Genomic DNA, 15,609 nt, shown 5'->3' on the forward strand with positions numbered 1-15,609 from the left:
CTCAACGCGGCAGGCGGATGGCGAACACCGAACCCACACCGGGCGTGCTGCGCACCGTGACCGAACCGCCGTGCGCCCGCGCCAGCCGATGCACGATCGCCAGGCCGAGCCCGCTGCCGCCGGTGCGCCGGTTGCGCGACTTGTCCGCCCGCCAGAACCGGTCGAAGACGTGCGGCAGGTCCGCCGCCGCGATGCCGGTGCCGGTGTCGGTCACCTCGAACACGATCTCCGACCCGTCCCGGTAGGCGTGCACGGTCACCGTCCCGCCGTCCGAGGTGTGCCGCACCGCGTTGGACACCAGGTTGCCCACCATCTGGCGCAGCCGGACCGGATCGGCCGACATCCGCAGGTCGGCGTCGGCGCGCAGGACCAGTTCCACGCCCTGCGCGCCGGCCCGGGCCAGATGCGCCGCCACCACCTGCTCGGCGACCTCGTGCGGCGACACCGACTCCGGCCGCAGACCGAGCCGACCCGCGTCGGCCTCGGCGAGGTCCTGGAGATCGTCGATCACGTGTTGCAGCAACAACGCCTCCTCCAACAGCGAGGAGGTCAACGCCCGGTCCGGCACCGCGACCCCGTCCTCGACCGCCTCCAGCCAGCCGCGGATGTTGCTCAGCGGCGTGCGCAACTCGTGCGCCACGTCGCCGACCATCTCCTTGCGCTGCTCCTCCAGCCGGAGCCGATGCTCGGACATGTCGTTGAACGCCTCCGCGAGCCGGCCGATCTCGTGGTTCGCGGGCAGATCCACCCGCGTCGCGTCGTCACCGTCGCGCATCCGCAGGGCCGCGTCGGTGAGTGCGGTCAACGGCCGGATCAGCCGGGCGGCGACCACGCCGGTGACCGCCGCGGTGAGCAGCAGGATCAACGCGGCGACGCCGGCGATGCGTACGGTGTCGGCTCGGCTCAGGTCGAACACCGGGGCGGTGGAGCCGTCGTGGTCGCCCACGAACAGCAGCGTCGCGGGCACCACGTAGGGGGTGAGCTGCTCGCGGCGGGCGGTGTCCACGCACGCGGCGACGTCCCGGGCGACCACGGGCGAGGCGTCCTTGTCCCAGGTCAGGTCGATGCCGAGGGTGAGCGGCGCGATGCGCTTGCGGGTCAGGCAGGCCGCGAACAGGCCGTTGAGTTCGTCCAGCGCCTTGTGCTCGGTCGCGGTCGGCACGGTCGGTCGGTCGAGGCCGCACGACTGGGCGACGGCGTTGTTCGAGGCCCGGCCGGCGCCGCCCGGACGATCGCCGGCGGCATCGGACGTCACGCTCGGGGACTGCGGGCCGGCCGAGCCCGCCGCGCTCGCGGGCATGGGGAGCGGACCCGGCTCCGTCGGGAGCACGCCGGGGCCGGTGGCGTCGCCGGCCGTGTCGGGCTCGCCCACGATCGTGACGACCGAGCGCCCGTTCGGCCGCTGGGTGAGGTCGCCGGAGCGGCCCGCCGTACGCAGGCACCGCAGCGCCGTGTCGGCCTCCCGGCGCGACTGCGCCCGTTCGGCGTCGGTGAGCCGGAAGGGCCCCACCGCCTCCGGGTCGATCCGGTCGGATCCGGTGGTGGGCACCAGGGTCGCGTCGACCGCGAGCGGGTCCACGACGGCCGACGGGCGGCGGAACGCCGGCGGCGACCCCCGTCCCGCGTCCGAGTCGGCGATCGGCGCGCCCTCGCGGGTGGTCAGCGCGATCCGGCGGCCGGTGTCCCGGGACAACTCGCGCAGGATCGGGTCGATACCGGTCCACTGCGCGTGGGTCGCCGCGTAGGTCGACAACGTGCGGTAGATCCGGGTGTCGTCGGCCAGGACCCGGCTCTGGCCCTCGCGGATGGCCCCCTCGGTGGTCTGCGCGGCCAGCCACGCGGTGGCCGCCACCGCGCACGCCGCGACCAGGATCGAGGAGGCGAGCAGTCGGACGAGCAGACTCCGGTGCAGCGGGACCCTACGCGCCACCGTCGTGCTCCCCGCGGGCGGGCACGCTCGGCTCGCCGATCTTGTAGCCGACGCCGAACACCGTCACCAGATACACCGGGCGTCGCGGGTCGGTCTCGATCTTCCGGCGCAGGTTCATGACGTGCACGTCGACCGTGCGGGTGGTCACGTACCGGTCGAACCCGTGCGCCTGTTCGAGCAACTGTTGCCGGCTGTACACCCGACCGGGCTCGGTGGCCAGCGCCTCCAGGATCCGGAACTCGCCGGGCGTGCAGTCCACCCGGCGCCCGTCCACGGTCACCTCGTGGCGCACCGGGTCCACCGAGAGCGCGCCGACCCGCAGGACCGGGTCGGGCGGACCGGTCGGGCGCCCGCTGCGGCGCAGCAGCGTGCGCACCCGGGCCATCAGCTCGCGCGGGCTGTACGGCTTGGTCAGGTAGTCGTCCGCCCCCAGGTCCAGACCGAGCAGCAGGTCGTCCTCGGTCGAGCGCGCGGTGAGCATCAGGATCGGCAGCTCGCTCTCCCGGCGCAGGATGCGCGTGACGTCCAGACCGTCGACGCGCGGCATCATCACGTCCAGGATCAGCAGGTCGGGCCGCTTCGTGCGGGCCGCGTCCAGCGCGTCCCGTCCGTCGTGCACGACGGTGACCAGGTGCCCCTCACGCTCCAGGTAGAGGCGGATCAGTCCGGCCTGCTTCTCGTCGTCCTCGGCCACCAACACGTGCGCACACATGACGCCGATGCTAGGGCGTGCATGGGTGCCCCGACCTGGTCGGATCGCCATCGGGCCCAGGTCGTCCCGGTTCCGATGCGGTCCTGACCGCGACCTGACAGGTTCCTGACATCCGGGCGGCAACATCACGGCCATGCCTCGAATGCATCCGTTCCTCCCGTCCGCCCGCCGCAGCCGTTCGGCCGGCCTGTCCGGCGTCGCGCTGGCCGCTCTGCTGGTACTGACGGCATGTGGTGCCGACGATTCCGGGAAGTCCTCGTCCCAGGTCGCCTCGCTGCCCACGGCCGACGCGGTGGCCAAGGACCGGCCGGCCGCGCCCGGTACGCCCGGCGGCCGGGCCGCCGCGCCGCCCGCCACGAAAGCCGACGCGTCCCAGCCGTCGACCGCCGGCCGACCGAAGCGCCGGCTGGACATGTCGGAGGAGGAGGAGAAGCGCATGTGGGACACCTACGAGGCGTGTCTGGTCGACAAGGGCGTGGACATCCGGCAGACCGGCTCGGTGGAGGGCGAGATCGCGCGCACCAAGAGGTTCGCGCGTGAGTTCAAGGAGTGCGAGATCAAGTTGCCGGAGATGGTCCCGGAGATGGACCCCAAGCAGAACCCGAAGTACGACGACGACATGCGCGAGTGGGTCAAGTGCATGAACGCGAGGGGTCTGAAGGTCAAGGTCGTCTCCGACGGATGGACCTACACGGGCGATTCCACATTGAGCTTCGAGCAGCAGCGCAAGGTCGAACGGGACTGCAAGATGGAGGCGTTCGGTGGCAAGCGCTGACCGGGACGGCGCCGGCACCGTCGAATTCCGCGAGCCGCGGCGCGCGCGGGGGCGGGGGCGGCGGATCGTCCCGGTCGTCGTCGTGGTGCTGGTCCTGGGCGCGGGCGCCGCGTTCGCCGTCACCGCTCGCGGCGGCGGATCGTCGGATGCCGCGAAGCAGTCGGCGGGCGTCGCGACGGCCGCGGTGACCAGGACCGACCTGTCGGATGCCCGCGATCTGCCGGGCACGCTGGGCTTCGGGACCGAACAGCCGCTCAAGGCCGGCCGCAAGGGCATCGTGACGTGGCTGCCCAAGAGCGGGGAAACGATCACCCGGGGCAAGGCGCTGTATCGCCTCGACGATCGACCGGTCTCACTCTTCTACGGGGCGACCCCAATGTTCCGCGTGCTGGGCAGGGCGGCCGGGGACACGGCGAGTGGCGGCACGGACGGCAAGTCGGATGCGGGGAAGGCCGATACCGGGCAGACGGACCCCAAGCAGTCCGATCCCAAGCAGTCCGCCTCCGGACAGGGCGGCGCCAAGCAGGACACCGGCAGGACGGACACCGGCAAGAAGGACGTCGCCAAGCCCCCGCAGGGCCGCGACGTGCGGATGGTCGCGGACAACCTCAAGGCTCTCGGCTACGACGTCGGCAGCCAACCCGCCGGCCTGCCGGCGGGCGAGGCGACCTGGACGCCCGCGCTGTCCGCGGCGGTCAAGAAGTGGCAGAAGGCACTCGGGGCCGCGCAGACCGGGGTCCTGGAGGTCGGCGATGTCACCGTGTTGTCCGGCGAGATCCGGGTGGGCGCGCTGTCCGCCGGGCTCGGTGACGACCCGTCCGGCGCGCCGGTGATGACCGTAACGCCGACCGCCAAGGCGGTCGGTGTGCCCGTTGCCGCCACCGACATCGGCTCGATCGCGGTGGACACCTCGGTGACGGTCGTACTCCCGGACAACACCGAGGCCGCCGGCACCGTGTCCGCGATCGGCCGCAGCACCGAGCGCAAGGACGCCGTCGAGGGCGCGACGGATGTCGGCGGGGCGAAGATGATGGTGACCGTCACCCTCGACGATTCCGCCGCGGTGAAGAACCTCGACGCCGCCGCCGTCCGGGTGCGCTTCGTCTCCGAGACCCGCAAGGGTGTCCTGACGGTGCCGATCGGCGCGTTGCTCGCCCTGCGCGAGGGCGGGTACGCCGTACAACTGCCCGCCGGCCGGCTGATCGCGGTCAGGACCGGCCTGTTCGTCAAGGGCATGGTCGAGGTCGAGGGCAGCGGCCTGGAGCCCGGCACGCGGGTGGTGACCACGTCGTGAGCCCCGTCCTGGAGGTCGTGCACGCGAGCAAGGCGTATCCGGGCGGCGTCAAGGCCCTGGACGACGTATCGCTCGCCATCGCCGCCGGCGAACTCGTGGGCATCGTCGGCCCGTCCGGCTCGGGCAAGTCCACCCTGCTCAACCTGATGGGCACGTTGGACACCCCGACCGGGGGCACGGTGTCGATCCTGGGTCACGACGTCGGCGCGCTGTCGGATCGCCGGCTCTCCGCACTGCGCGGACGCCTGCTCGGCTTCGTGTTCCAACAGTTCCACCTCACCGACGGGCTTACCGCTGCGGAGAACGTGGCAACCGGGCTGCTGTACGCGGGAGTTCCGCGTCGCCGTCGGCTGCCGCTCGCGATGGAGGCACTCGGCCGGGTCGGACTGGCCGGCCGGGCCGGACATCGGCCCCACGAACTCTCCGGCGGCGAGCGCCAACGCGTCGCGATCGCACGGGCGTTGGTCAACGCACCCGCCCTGGTCCTGGCCGACGAGCCGACCGGCGCCCTGGACACGGCCAACGGGCAGGCGGTGCTGGAGTTGTTGCATCGATTGAACGACGAGGGAGCCACCATCGCGATCATCACCCACGACCGGGACATCGCCGCGGGGCTGCCGCGCCGAGTGGAGATCCGCGACGGCCGCCTGGTCGCCGACACCGGGCGCCCGGCGACCGAAGTGCCGCAGGAGCGGGGGACGTCCGCGGGATTCGCGGCGTACGAGGGGGCCGACTACGCGGCCGCCACGACACCCGTGCCGGTCGCGGGTCTCGGCGGTTGCCCGTGAGCCGCCGGGCCCGCTCGGCGCGGGCCGCCGACGCGAGCGACCCGACCCGACCCGTGCGACTGGCTCCGGCCGACATCCTGTGGCTCGGCCTGCTCGGCATCCGCACACGCAGGATGCGCGCGGCGCTGTCCGCCCTGGGCATCTCGATCGGCATCGCGACGATGATCATCGTGATCGGGATCCCGGCGTCGAGCCAGAAGGCGTTGATGAACGAACTCGCCGCGCTGGGCACGGACACCCTGCGCGCCGAACCGCAACCGGACCAGAAGCCCCCGGTGCTGCTGCCCGAGGCCGCCGACGCGATGGCCGCCCGGATCGGCCCGGTCACCCTCACCAGCGCGGTCGCGAACACCCATGCGGTGGTGCGCCGTTCGGACCGGGTCGACCCGAACGACAGCTCGGGTCTCGCGGTGTTGGCGAGCCGACCCAATCTCCTGGACGCCATCCACGGCAAGGTGCGGTCCGGGCGCTTCCTCGACGCGGTCACCGAACGTTTCCCGACCGTCGTACTCGGCCACGAGGCCGGTCTCCGGCTCGGCTTCGACACGTTGACGCCGGGTCAGGCGCCACCCCAGGTGATCATCGGCAACCGCTGGTTCACCGTCGTCGGCGTGCTCGCACCCGCCCCGCTGGCCCCCGACATCGATCGTGCGGTCCTGGTCGGCTGGGAATCCGCGCGCACGAACCTGGGCTTCGACGGCCATCCCACCGTCGTCTACGTACGCACCGCCGAATCGGCCGTCGAGTCGGTCCGCGCGGTGCTGGCGCAGACCGTCCACCCCGCGCTGCCCGGTCTGGTCCAGGTCAGCCGCCCGTCCGACGTGCTGGCCGCCAAGCGCGCGACCGAGGACACCTTCTCCGCGCTGTTCCTGGGGCTGGCCGGCGTCGCCCTGCTGGTCGGTGGCATCGGGGTGGCCAACACGATGTTCATCTCGGTCCTGGAACGCCGAAAGGAGATCGGCCTGCGCCGCGCCCTGGGCGCCAATCGTGGCCAGATCCGCAGCCAGTTCCTCACCGAGTCCATCGCCCTGTCCACCCTCGGCGGCCTGGCCGGCACCGCCCTGGGCGTGGCCGCGACCCTCGGCTACGCCTGGTTTCGACACTGGCCCGCGGTGGTCTCGCCGGCCTCCGTCGTCGCGGGCTTCGGCGGCGCGATCCTGGTGGGCATGGTCGCCGGTGTGCACCCCTCGATCCGCGCGTCCCGACTGACCCCGACGCAGGCGTTGGCCGGCACCTGAGCGGCCGCACCCGGAAGCCGGGACCGTGCCCCGCCTTCGGAAGTCGGGCGCGGTCCCCGGCCGATCGGCGAGGCCGGCGCCCTCACGGGGTGACCGGCACGCCCGGATCGACCAGGCCGTTGCCTCCCGTGACCGTGTTGTCGGCGGTGACCGTGATCGGGCAACCGGCGCCGTACGCCGGGGCGTGGATCGCGAGCCGGTCGAGGCCGGTCGCACCGGTCAGATCGGCGTGGTTCGCGTGGAAGACGGTGCCACAACCCCAGCCCGGGGCCTGAGTGTGCACCTCGAAGCCGTTGTTGGTGGTGTTTCGGCCGGTGTTGTGCTCGATCAGGTAGCCGTTGCCCTTCACGTCGACCCACGAGTCGTCGTAGTTGTTGCCGGTCAGGCCGGTGCCGTCGAACGTGTTGTCGGCGACCCGGCCGCCGGTGGTGCCCTCCTTCAGGTCCACCCCCTCGCCGCGCACCCCGGGGCCGATCACGTTGCGCAGGATCTGTACCCGGTCGCTGTGGTCGGAAAGATTGTTGGCGGTGCCGACGTACACCCCCTCGCCCATCCCGCGGTTGTCCCGGCCGGTGTCCAGGATGCGCGAGTCGACGATCGCGCCGTCGCTGCTGGAGTTGCGGAAGTGCACGCCCTCCATGGTGAGTTCGTGCACCGTGACGGAGTCGACCAGCACCCCGCGGGCGGCGTCGATCATGATGCCCTTCTGGGCGTGGGTGAGGGTGATGCCGCGCACGGTCCAGTAGGAGGCGCCGTTGAGGTACAGCGCGTTGCCGCCGCCGGTGTTGGTGCGCAGCACCGCGTTCGCCGAGCCGGTCAGGGTGATCCGGGCATCGGCGCGACCGGCCCGTGTCGTTTGGAAGTTGCCCGTGTAGGTGCCGTCGGCGAGGCGAATGGTGTCGCCGGGGACGGCCGCGCCCAGTGCGGCCTTGAGTTGCGCCGACGTGGAGACGAGCACGACCGACGCGGACGCGGGTGAGGGGCCTGCCTCGGCTCGGGCGGACGGGGCGCAGGCGAGCGCGGCGGCCACGGTGGTCACCAGGGCGAGTGACAGGGTGCGGATGCGCATGGGAGAGCCTTCCGTCGACGCGGGGTCGGGACGGGCACGTGGCATCCAGCGTGCGGCATGGGGGCACAAAGGTCTAGACCAACAATCTCCCTATCCGTCATCTGTGCCCGCCGGTTCGACGCCGCACCGGATTCCGCTGCGGGCGGACAAGGGGGAAAGCGGGAGGAGGGCGGCCTACCATGAGGCATGGCCGAGACCGCCCCACCGCTTTCGCCCCGTACCGACGACGACCGGCACGCCGCGCCGACCTCCGCGTCCGCACCGGCCCCGGCGCCCGCGCCCGCAGTGGCGCCGACCCCCGTACCGACCCGCGATCCCGCGCTCGCGCCCGGATCGCGCCGGTCGACCGCGCCGAGTCGATCGACCGCACCGAGTCGCGAGCCGTTGTGGCGGGATCTGCTCGGCGAGAGCCTGCGCTCGCTTCGCCACGCCCGCGGCGAGACGCTCGTCGAGACGGCGGGCCGCGCCGGCGTTTCGCCGCAATACCTCTCCGAGGTGGAGCGCGGTATCAAGGAACCGTCGAGCGAGATGATCGCGGCGATGGCCGGCGCCCTCGGCGTCACCCTGGTCGATCTGACCCTCGCGGTCAGCGAGAACCTGAAGAGTCGCCGCCCGGAGGCTCGTTCGACCGCGGTCGGCCGCACCGTGTTCGCCCTGGCGGCCTGACCGCCCGATCGCAGGCGGTGGTGGCGCGCCGATCCGGGCGCGTCACCGCTCTTCGAGCACGACGTCGACGAGTCCGTACTCCTGCGCCCCCGTCGCGGTGAAGACCCGGTCGTGATCGGTGTCCGCCCGCAGGGTGGTCGTGCTCTGGCCGGTGTGCCGGGAGAGGATCCGTTCGATGTCCGAGCGCACCCGCACCACCTCGTCCGCCTGCAGGATCAGGTCCGGGATGGTGCCGCGTCCCTGCGCGGCGGGCTGGTGCAGCACGACCCGGGCGTGGGGCAGCGCGGCGCGCTTGCCGGGGGCGCCCGCGGCGAGCAGCACGGCCCCCACCGCGACGGCCTGCCCGACACACGTGGTGGCGATCTCCGAACGCACGTAGCGCATCGTGTCGTACACCGCCAGCATGGCGCTGGGGTCGCCGCCCTCGCAGTTGATGTAGAACTGGATCTCCTGCTCGTGGTTGTCCGCCTCCAGGAACAACAACTGGGTCACGAGCGCGTTGGCGACACCCGCGTCGATGGCCGTGCCCAGGTAGACGACGCGCTCCGCGAGCAGGTGCGAATACACGTCCATGATGCGTTCGCCGCGGGAGTCGCGGGTGATGACGTTCGGAATGGCGTAGGTACTCATCACAGGGCTCCCCGGAATCCGGCACTCTTGGCGGTTCGGCGAGCACCGCGCGGGGCGATCTCGTCGAACTCCTGGACGATCGCATCGATGAAGCCGTAGTCGAGGGCCTCCTGCGCGGTGTACCAGCGGTCGTGCAGGGAGTCCTCGAAGATGCGTTCGATGGGTTGGCCGGTGTCCTCCGCGATCAGACCGAGCACCGTGTCCCGGGTGTGCCGAAGGTCGTTGGCCTGCAACTCGATGTCGACGGCGGTCCCGCCGATGCCGGCCGAGCCCTGGTGCATGAGCACTCGCGAGTGCGGCAGCGCCCGGCGCTTTCCCGGTGCGCCCGAGGAGAGCAGGAACTGGCCCGCGCTGTAGGCGATGCCGAAGACGAGGGTGGACACGTCGCACGGGACGAGCCGCATGACGTCGCGGATCGCGAGCATCGCGGGCACCGAACCGCCGGGCGAGTGGATCCACAACGCGATGTCCGCGGCGGGGTCCTCGGTCGCCAGGGCGAGCAGTTGGGTGGTGAGCATCGTGCCGTTGTCGTCGTCCAACGGACCGTCGAGGAGCAGAACGCGCTGCCCGTACAGCTCGCGTCGCATGTGTTCCTGGAACAGCGGGGGTTTCGTGTCATCGCTCATGGTGCAACCTTGCGCCGCCGGGCCCGACGACACCCGGCGGATCTGCCCAGAGCGGATCCGCTGTGGGCAGATCCGCTGTGGGCGGATTCGCGTGTGCGGATCAGCGTGCGTCGGACGGGGCGGACCGGCGGCGCCGCAGGTGGTGTCTGCGGCTCGGGACGACGTCCGGGTGCCGTTCGGGGACCGGAGGCCGGCCGCCGAGGGGTTCGCCGACCGGGCCACGACCCGGACCCGGACCCGCCACCGACGTCGGGACGTCGACCAGGGTTTGCGGGGCGAGCCACGGGAGCGCCGTCGGGGGCGGGACGCACGCGGCGAGCACCGCGACGATCCCGCGGCACGCGCGCGGGAACGCGCCACCGCGCCGGGCGAGTCGGTCGGTGAGGCGACGGGCGAGCGCGTCGGTCGACCCGGCGGCGGCCACGGACACCGCGTACAGGGGGAGAGCGGCGACGACCCCGTCGAGGTCGAACTCGGCCTGCGCCAACCGGGCCAGGCCGATGTAGCCGAACGCGTAGAGGGCGCCCGACCATTGCGATCCGCGGGCGGCCAACGGCGGCTGCTCGTCGACCGGTTGCGGCTGCCCGCCGGGGGCGTGCGCCACCTGCGGGACCCTCGGGTCGGCGGCGGGGGAAATCTCGGGCATGTCGCTCCAAGGGGGCGTCGGGTCGTGCCGAGGATTGGCTTGCGATCCCCATCGTGGGCGGCCTCGCGCTCGCCCGACAAGGTCGTCCCGCTGCCCGGGCGAAGTCGTTCATGCAGGTCAGGACGGGTCCGATGCGAACCGGTAACAGGCTGGGCACGCATACCGACAGGTGCGGTGCGCAGCGCGAACAGCGCTGTTAGCGTTTCGGAATGAACCCCGGAGAGCGCACCGCCGTCGAGGGTGTCGACCGTGACGCCCTCAGGCCCGGCGACGAACGTATTCGGCACCGCGTCGACGACATCGACGACGTGGGGCAGTTGATGCGCTACGCGCTCGCCGCCCAGTTGGCCCGCCTGGAGCGGTACGGGATTTCACAGAACGCCGTGGCGCGTGGAACGGGCAGCGCGCCGGCGAAGATCACCGGCAGCCTGCGCGGCCCGACCACGAGCGCGTTGTCCCCGAACCGGGCGACGAGTCGCGAACCGGTGGCGCTGACCGGCGATTGGCTGCGCAACCTGGACCGGACCCTGGTCGCACTGGCCCCCGACACCGAATCCCTGGGCGGCCTGAACTCGCTCGGCATCCGGCTGCGCGGACTCGCCCGCAACGACAACCTGCCGGCACACCTGCCGGCCGGGTGGACGTGGGAGATCCTGCAGGACGACGCGGACACCGAATTCGCCGTGCTGGTCCAGGCGTCGGCCCTGCTGTCCCTGTTCATGCCGGTCGAGCACGCCAGACGTTCGTCCTCGGAGTTGCGGCAGAAGTACAAGAAGAAGATCCATGCGATCGCCGAACGACTCGCGTTGATCGGCGGCGCCCCGCCCACACCACGCAACATCGACGCACTGGTATTGCTGGGCAGCCTCACCAAGTACGCCTACGACGCCGATCTCGGCGACCTGATCGGCGACGCCCTGCGCACCTCGCCGCTGGGCTTTCGACACTGGCGGGTGCTCACCCAACTGGTCCACCTGTGCGAGGACAACCTCAGCTCCAGCTCGCATCTCAAGGGGTGGGTGATCCGGTTGCTGACCGACGCCGAGGAACTGCGGCGCCGGAGCGTGTGCCCGGGACGTTCGCTGGACCTGGAACTGGCCGTGGTGATTCCCCGATCGTGGTCACCGCCCGAGGACGACTGGGTGCGCGAGCTGCTGATCGCGCGCGCGACCGACCCGGGGTCGACGATCAGGGAACGCGGAACCGCCGCACTGGGACTGTGGCAACGCACGCTCGTGCAGAACCCGTTACACCGCAGCGACGACGCGCAGGCGCGTTGTGTGGGTGCGGTCGAGAGCGAACTGCGGGAGTTGGTGCGGTGGTTCCGGGCGCAGGCGGCGGGTGCGCGAACGGCGGGGGGCCTGCGCTGGACGGCGGCCACCCTCGAAGCCGTCCTCGACGCCGGCACGCCGGTCTGCAACACGTGGCCGACCCCCGACCCCGAGGACGAATCCTGGTTCGCCGTCGTGCGGGCCGCCGCCGATTCGCTGGACTCGCAGGAGATCCCCGAGCGCATTCGGCAACCCACCAAGGCCCTGTTCCTGCACCTGCTCCTGCAAAACGCCGTGGTGCAACGGCGGCGGGCCGTCGACACGCTGCTGTCGGGCGGGTGGACCGGCGCGATCGTGCACGCGCTGGAACACGTGCTCGAACACGAGAAGGAACAGTCCTGGTTGCGGGTACGGGCGCTGTTCGCCATCGGCTTCCTCCAGCGCCGGGACAACACCGTGGCGCGGATCCTGGTCCAGGCGGGCAAGGAGGCGTACGCCGCACTGGCGGCCGGACCGACGGACGCCCGGATCACCGAGCTGCACGCCGTGCTGTTCGCCATCGGCGACTGTTTCGGCGCCGGCTTCGGCGCCCGGGACCGCGGCAACCTCAAAACCGTCCGCACCGGAACGGCCGTGATCCTGCGCGGACTTGCCATCGGCGACCTGACCAGGGGCGACGAGCGGTACTACCCGGTGTCGCGCGCACTGGCCTATCTGCTGACCTTCACCGCCCAGGACCGCCGGGCCGGGCGAACGGACGAGTCCGAGGAACTCCTGGAGGCCATGCGCGACCACCCGGACGAGGTGACCCGCGAGTTCTGCGAGTGGGCCCTGCAATACCGGTTCGGCCCGGACGGCCGGGTGCGCTCGCTGCTGCACGCGGCCGACACCGACACCTGACGCCGCGCCCGACGACGGCGCGCCGACTCGCAGACCCGTGGACTCGCCGACGTTCGGCCGCCGATCGTGGCCGGCGTCGGGGCCATACGGGTGGACCTGCCGGGCGGTGTTCGTGCGGTGTGCGGCCGGGACCGGGGCGACGGGTGATCTTGGTCGGACCGGATCCCCCACTCTCGGAAGAGACATCCCGCCATGCGTCGTGCCCCTGCGTGTCGCCTCGCCACCGTCCTGTTCGCCCTCTCCGCCCTGGTCCCGTTCACCCTGACCGTGCCCTCGGCCCAGGCCGGCCCGCCGACCACCGCCGTGATCACCGCCGATCCGCCCGACGACTGCCCACCCGACGGTCTGGACCCCGCGCTGGTGGCCCGCCTCGACGAGGCGATCGAGAAGACCCGCCAGGTGGCCGGCGTTCCCGGGGTGACCGTCGGCCTGTGGCTGCCCGGTCGGGGCAGTTACGTGCGATCGACCGGGGTGGCCGACAAGGCGACCGGCGCGCCGATGACGCCCGATCTCAACATGCGGATCGGCAGCGAGACCAAGACCTTCACCGTCACCGCCCTGCTGGAACTGGTCGACGACGGCCTGATCGGGCTGGACGACCCGATCTCCGCCTACCTCGACGGTGTTCCCGACGGCGAGCACATCACCATCCGGCAACTGGCGGAGATGCGCAGCGGTCTGTTCTCGTACACCGCCGACCCGGACTTCGTGAACGCGCTGCTGTCCGACCCGACCCGCCCGTTCACCCCCGAGGAACTGTTGGCCTACGGCTTTCGGCACCCGAACGTCTTCGCCCCGGGTGCGCGGTTCCAGTACTCCAACACCAACACCGTGCTGCTCGGTCTGGTCGTGGAGAAGCTCGGCCGCATGCCGCTCGCCGACTTCGTCCACAAGCGCGTCACCGGGCCGGCCCGCCTGCACCACACGCTGTTCCCCAGGGGCGCCGAGTTCCCCGAGCCGCACGCGCACGGGTACACGGACCAGACGTTGAGCGGCGACGTCGCCGACGCGACCGACTGGAACCCGAGCTGGGGCTGGGCGGCCGGCGCGATGATCTCCGACCTGCACGACCTGCGCCGCTGGGCCAAGGTGGTCGCCACCGGCACCCTGCTCTCGCCGGCCACCCAGGCGGAACGGGAGAAGTTCGTGCCGGTCCCCGGCTTCGACGGCGCCGGGTACGGCCTGGGTCTGTTCCGCACCCACGGTTGGGTCGGGCACAACGGGTCGTTGCCGGGTTATGAGAGCGTGACGATGTACCTGCCCGAACAGGACGCCACGATGGTGATCCTGCTCAACACCGACATCCTGCACGAGGGCAACGAGCCGAGCACGCTGTTCGCCGAGGCGATCACCTCGATCGTGACCCCGGACAACGTCTACCAACTCCCGGCCGAGGGCTGACCGGACGCCCCCTGCGGCGTCGGGCGGCGGCGAGCCGTGAGCCGTCGACGGGCGGGACGGCGCCGCGGTGCGGGCGGGGGTGGTTGCGGGCGGATGCGCCGCTCACCACCGACCGCCCGCACCGCGGCGATCGGGGCGGGACCAGCCGCCGGCGCGGGGGCGGGAGCGGGCCACCGCGTCGGTGCCGTCCAGGAGCAACTTGCTGCGTTCGACGGCCTGTTGCTCGGCGGTGAGGTCGAGTCCCCGGGTGGTCAGCCAGTAGGCCGCGCCGGAGACCACGAGCCCGACGACGAAGGCGATGTCGGCGCCGTCGAGGGTGTCGACCATCGGCCCGGTGTAGAAGCCGGTGACCATGAACGGCACCAGGGCCGCGACGCCCAGCGCGTAGGAGAGCAGGCCGCGCCATCCCCAGCGCCCGTAGATGCTGTTCGGGCTGAAGATCTCGGTGATGGCGTAGTGGCCCCGGCGGACGAAGTAGTAGTCGATCAGATTGACCGCCGTCCACGGCGCCAGCACGTAGAGGATCAGCGTGATGAAGTCGTTGAAGCTGCCCAGGTATCTCGACGGCAGGCCCTCGGCCACGGCCAGGGCGACCGCCGCGCCGGCCACGATGCCGGTGACGCGGGTGCGTAGGGTCAGGGTGATCGGACGGAACGCCTGGACGATGCTCAGGCCGGAGAGCATCGCGCCGTAGAGGTTGACGCCCATCACCGCGATCGCGCTCGGGACCAGGACGGCGACCACGGCGGTCTTGCCGAAGCCGTCGAACAGGGTGTCGCCGATGTCCTGGAGGTTGACCAGCGCGTCGGGCACCGGTACCGAACCGGCGATGAAGTTGCCGAGCACCATCAGCCAGATCGCCGACAGCGCGGCCCCGGCATACGTCCAACCGATGACGCCGCGTTCGGAGGTGTCCGCGGGCAGATATCTGGAGTAGTCCGAGACGTACACCGCGTAGCCGAGCTGGTAGCCGGCCGCCGCGACGAACTGGGCCAGTGCCGCCGCGGGGGTGAAGGCGGCGGAGTGCTCGACCGGGTGCGGCTCCAGGTGGATCAGCGCCAGCACGGTGAGGATCGCGAACATCGGCACGACCAGGTACGGCAGCAGGCGCAGGACGGTGTGCAGCAGGTCGTAGCCGACGATCGCCACGCCGGTCGCGAGCAGCACGATCACGACGGCCCACACCGTCGAGGAGCCGGGCAGTACCGATTCGAGCACCTGGGAGGCCAGGAGCACGCCGAACGCGCTGAAGCCGATGTAGACGCAGATCACCGCGAGCATCGGGACGAGTGCGCCGCGGGTGCCGAACTGGGCGCGGGACTGGATCATCTGCGGCAGGCCCATGGTGGGCCCCTGATTCGCGTGGAAGGCCATGAAACAGGTGCCGAACAGGATGCCCAGCACGGTGGCCACGATCGACCAGCCGATCGACAGGCCCAGCACCGGGCCCGCGAAGCCGACGACCATCGTGGTGGGGACGAACTGTCCGGTGAACCAGAACGGCGCCTGATGCCAGGCGCGGCCGTGCCGCTCGGACTGGGGGACGTAGTCGATGGAGCGGGTTTCCAGCACCGGACCGCGGGCGTTCTCGGCCCCTGTTGCCTGCCTGCCGGTCACCGCACCTGCGTGGTCAACCATGTGCCCTCCTTCATCTGGGGCAGAA

General features: G+C 71.7%; 14 protein-coding genes. 7 read left to right on the forward strand and 7 right to left on the reverse strand.

Going from position 1 to position 15,609, the window contains the following annotated elements:
* Nucleotide 1: 1 nt before the first annotated feature.
* Together ACH4U8_RS07830 and ACH4U8_RS07835 are read right to left on the reverse strand one after the other, a co-directional pair.
* Nucleotides 2–1,930: an ATP-binding protein gene (locus ACH4U8_RS07830; protein WP_395776123.1), complete on the reverse strand. Its 1,929-nt coding sequence runs from the start codon at nt 1,928–1,930 to the stop codon at nt 2–4.
* A complete protein-coding gene (locus tag ACH4U8_RS07835; RefSeq protein WP_395776124.1) occupies nt 1,920–2,642 on the reverse strand; it encodes a response regulator transcription factor in 723 nt (240 codons plus the stop codon). Before ACH4U8_RS07835 ends, ACH4U8_RS07830 begins: the two co-directional genes overlap by 11 nt.
* Before the next feature lie 133 nt (nt 2,643–2,775).
* On the opposite strand from ACH4U8_RS07835, the gene ACH4U8_RS07840 reads away from it, so the two are divergent.
* Genes ACH4U8_RS07840 through ACH4U8_RS07855 form a run of 4 tightly spaced genes read left to right on the forward strand, consistent with a single transcriptional unit; the run spans nt 2,776 to nt 6,737 of the window.
* The gene (locus ACH4U8_RS07840) at nt 2,776–3,417 is read left to right on the forward strand and encodes a hypothetical protein (protein WP_395776125.1); all 642 of its coding nucleotides are present in this window, start codon (nt 2,776–2,778) and stop codon (nt 3,415–3,417) included.
* Nucleotides 3,404–4,711 (forward strand): hypothetical protein, encoded by a 1,308-nt coding sequence (locus tag ACH4U8_RS07845; protein WP_395776126.1) that lies wholly within the window; start codon nt 3,404–3,406, stop codon nt 4,709–4,711. The genes ACH4U8_RS07840 and ACH4U8_RS07845 overlap by 14 nt, the downstream gene beginning before the upstream one ends.
* Nucleotides 4,708–5,499 (forward strand): ABC transporter ATP-binding protein, encoded by a 792-nt coding sequence (locus tag ACH4U8_RS07850; protein WP_395776127.1) that lies wholly within the window; start codon nt 4,708–4,710, stop codon nt 5,497–5,499. The genes ACH4U8_RS07845 and ACH4U8_RS07850 overlap by 4 nt, the downstream gene beginning before the upstream one ends.
* The gene (locus ACH4U8_RS07855) at nt 5,496–6,737 is read left to right on the forward strand and encodes an ABC transporter permease (RefSeq protein WP_395776128.1); all 1,242 of its coding nucleotides are present in this window, start codon (nt 5,496–5,498) and stop codon (nt 6,735–6,737) included. The genes ACH4U8_RS07850 and ACH4U8_RS07855 overlap by 4 nt, the downstream gene beginning before the upstream one ends.
* A gap of 82 nt (nt 6,738–6,819) precedes the next feature.
* On the opposite strand, the gene ACH4U8_RS07860 is transcribed toward ACH4U8_RS07855, so the two are convergent.
* Nucleotides 6,820–7,806, reverse strand: a complete 987-nt coding sequence (locus ACH4U8_RS07860; protein ID WP_395776129.1) for a right-handed parallel beta-helix repeat-containing protein — start codon at nt 7,804–7,806, stop codon at nt 6,820–6,822.
* Between the two features lie 186 nt (nt 7,807–7,992).
* On the opposite strand from ACH4U8_RS07860, the gene ACH4U8_RS07865 reads away from it, so the two are divergent.
* Entirely contained in the window at nt 7,993–8,472 is a 480-nt protein-coding gene (locus ACH4U8_RS07865; protein ID WP_395776130.1) for a helix-turn-helix domain-containing protein, read from the forward strand.
* A 42-nt stretch (nt 8,473–8,514) separates the two neighbouring features.
* Here ACH4U8_RS07865 and ACH4U8_RS07870 read toward each other — a convergent pair whose 3' ends face one another.
* The 3 genes from ACH4U8_RS07870 to ACH4U8_RS07880 form a co-directional block, all read right to left on the reverse strand.
* A complete protein-coding gene (locus ACH4U8_RS07870; protein ID WP_395776131.1) occupies nt 8,515–9,102 on the reverse strand; it encodes a ClpP family protease in 588 nt (195 codons plus the stop codon).
* A complete protein-coding gene (locus ACH4U8_RS07875) occupies nt 9,102–9,728 on the reverse strand; it encodes an ATP-dependent Clp protease proteolytic subunit (protein ID WP_360311516.1) in 627 nt (208 codons plus the stop codon). The genes ACH4U8_RS07870 and ACH4U8_RS07875 overlap by 1 nt, the downstream gene beginning before the upstream one ends.
* A gap of 100 nt (nt 9,729–9,828) precedes the next feature.
* Entirely contained in the window at nt 9,829–10,374 is a 546-nt protein-coding gene (locus ACH4U8_RS07880) for a hypothetical protein (RefSeq protein WP_395776132.1), read from the reverse strand.
* A gap of 209 nt (nt 10,375–10,583) precedes the next feature.
* Here ACH4U8_RS07880 and ACH4U8_RS07885 point away from each other — a divergent pair, with 209 nt between their 5' ends.
* On the forward strand, nt 10,584–12,545 hold the full coding sequence (locus ACH4U8_RS07885; RefSeq protein WP_395776133.1) for a hypothetical protein: 1,962 nt from the start codon (nt 10,584–10,586) through the stop codon (nt 12,543–12,545).
* A 192-nt stretch (nt 12,546–12,737) separates the two neighbouring features.
* On the forward strand, nt 12,738–13,946 hold the full coding sequence (locus ACH4U8_RS07890) for a serine hydrolase domain-containing protein (RefSeq protein WP_395776134.1): 1,209 nt from the start codon (nt 12,738–12,740) through the stop codon (nt 13,944–13,946).
* Nucleotides 13,947–14,048: 102 nt separating this feature from the next.
* Here ACH4U8_RS07890 and ACH4U8_RS07895 read toward each other — a convergent pair whose 3' ends face one another.
* The gene (locus tag ACH4U8_RS07895) at nt 14,049–15,584 is read right to left on the reverse strand and encodes a purine-cytosine permease family protein (protein ID WP_395776135.1); all 1,536 of its coding nucleotides are present in this window, start codon (nt 15,582–15,584) and stop codon (nt 14,049–14,051) included.
* Between the last annotated feature and the right edge of the window lie 25 nt (nt 15,585–15,609).

This window comes from Embleya sp. NPDC020886, assembly GCF_044333915.1.
Lineage (GTDB): Bacteria > Actinomycetota > Actinomycetes > Streptomycetales > Streptomycetaceae > Embleya.

What these genes read in the sequence shown, in the direction of transcription:
- ACH4U8_RS07835 (WP_395776124.1), bottom strand. Translation starts at nt 2,642, where the DNA reads ATGTGTGCGCACGTGTTGGTGGCCGAGGACGACGAGAAGCAGGCCGGA.
- ACH4U8_RS07840 (WP_395776125.1), top strand. Translation starts at nt 2,776, where the DNA reads ATGCCTCGAATGCATCCGTTCCTCCCGTCCGCCCGCCGCAGCCGTTCG.
- ACH4U8_RS07860 (WP_395776129.1), bottom strand. Translation starts at nt 7,806, where the DNA reads ATGCGCATCCGCACCCTGTCACTCGCCCTGGTGACCACCGTGGCCGCC.
- ACH4U8_RS07865 (WP_395776130.1), top strand. Translation starts at nt 7,993, where the DNA reads ATGGCCGAGACCGCCCCACCGCTTTCGCCCCGTACCGACGACGACCGG.
- ACH4U8_RS07870 (WP_395776131.1), bottom strand. Translation starts at nt 9,102, where the DNA reads ATGAGTACCTACGCCATTCCGAACGTCATCACCCGCGACTCCCGCGGC.
- ACH4U8_RS07875 (WP_360311516.1), bottom strand. Translation starts at nt 9,728, where the DNA reads ATGAGCGATGACACGAAACCCCCGCTGTTCCAGGAACACATGCGACGC.
- ACH4U8_RS07880 (WP_395776132.1), bottom strand. Translation starts at nt 10,374, where the DNA reads ATGCCCGAGATTTCCCCCGCCGCCGACCCGAGGGTCCCGCAGGTGGCG.
- ACH4U8_RS07885 (WP_395776133.1), top strand. Translation starts at nt 10,584, where the DNA reads ATGAACCCCGGAGAGCGCACCGCCGTCGAGGGTGTCGACCGTGACGCC.
- ACH4U8_RS07890 (WP_395776134.1), top strand. Translation starts at nt 12,738, where the DNA reads ATGCGTCGTGCCCCTGCGTGTCGCCTCGCCACCGTCCTGTTCGCCCTC.
- ACH4U8_RS07895 (WP_395776135.1), bottom strand. Translation starts at nt 15,584, where the DNA reads ATGGTTGACCACGCAGGTGCGGTGACCGGCAGGCAGGCAACAGGGGCC.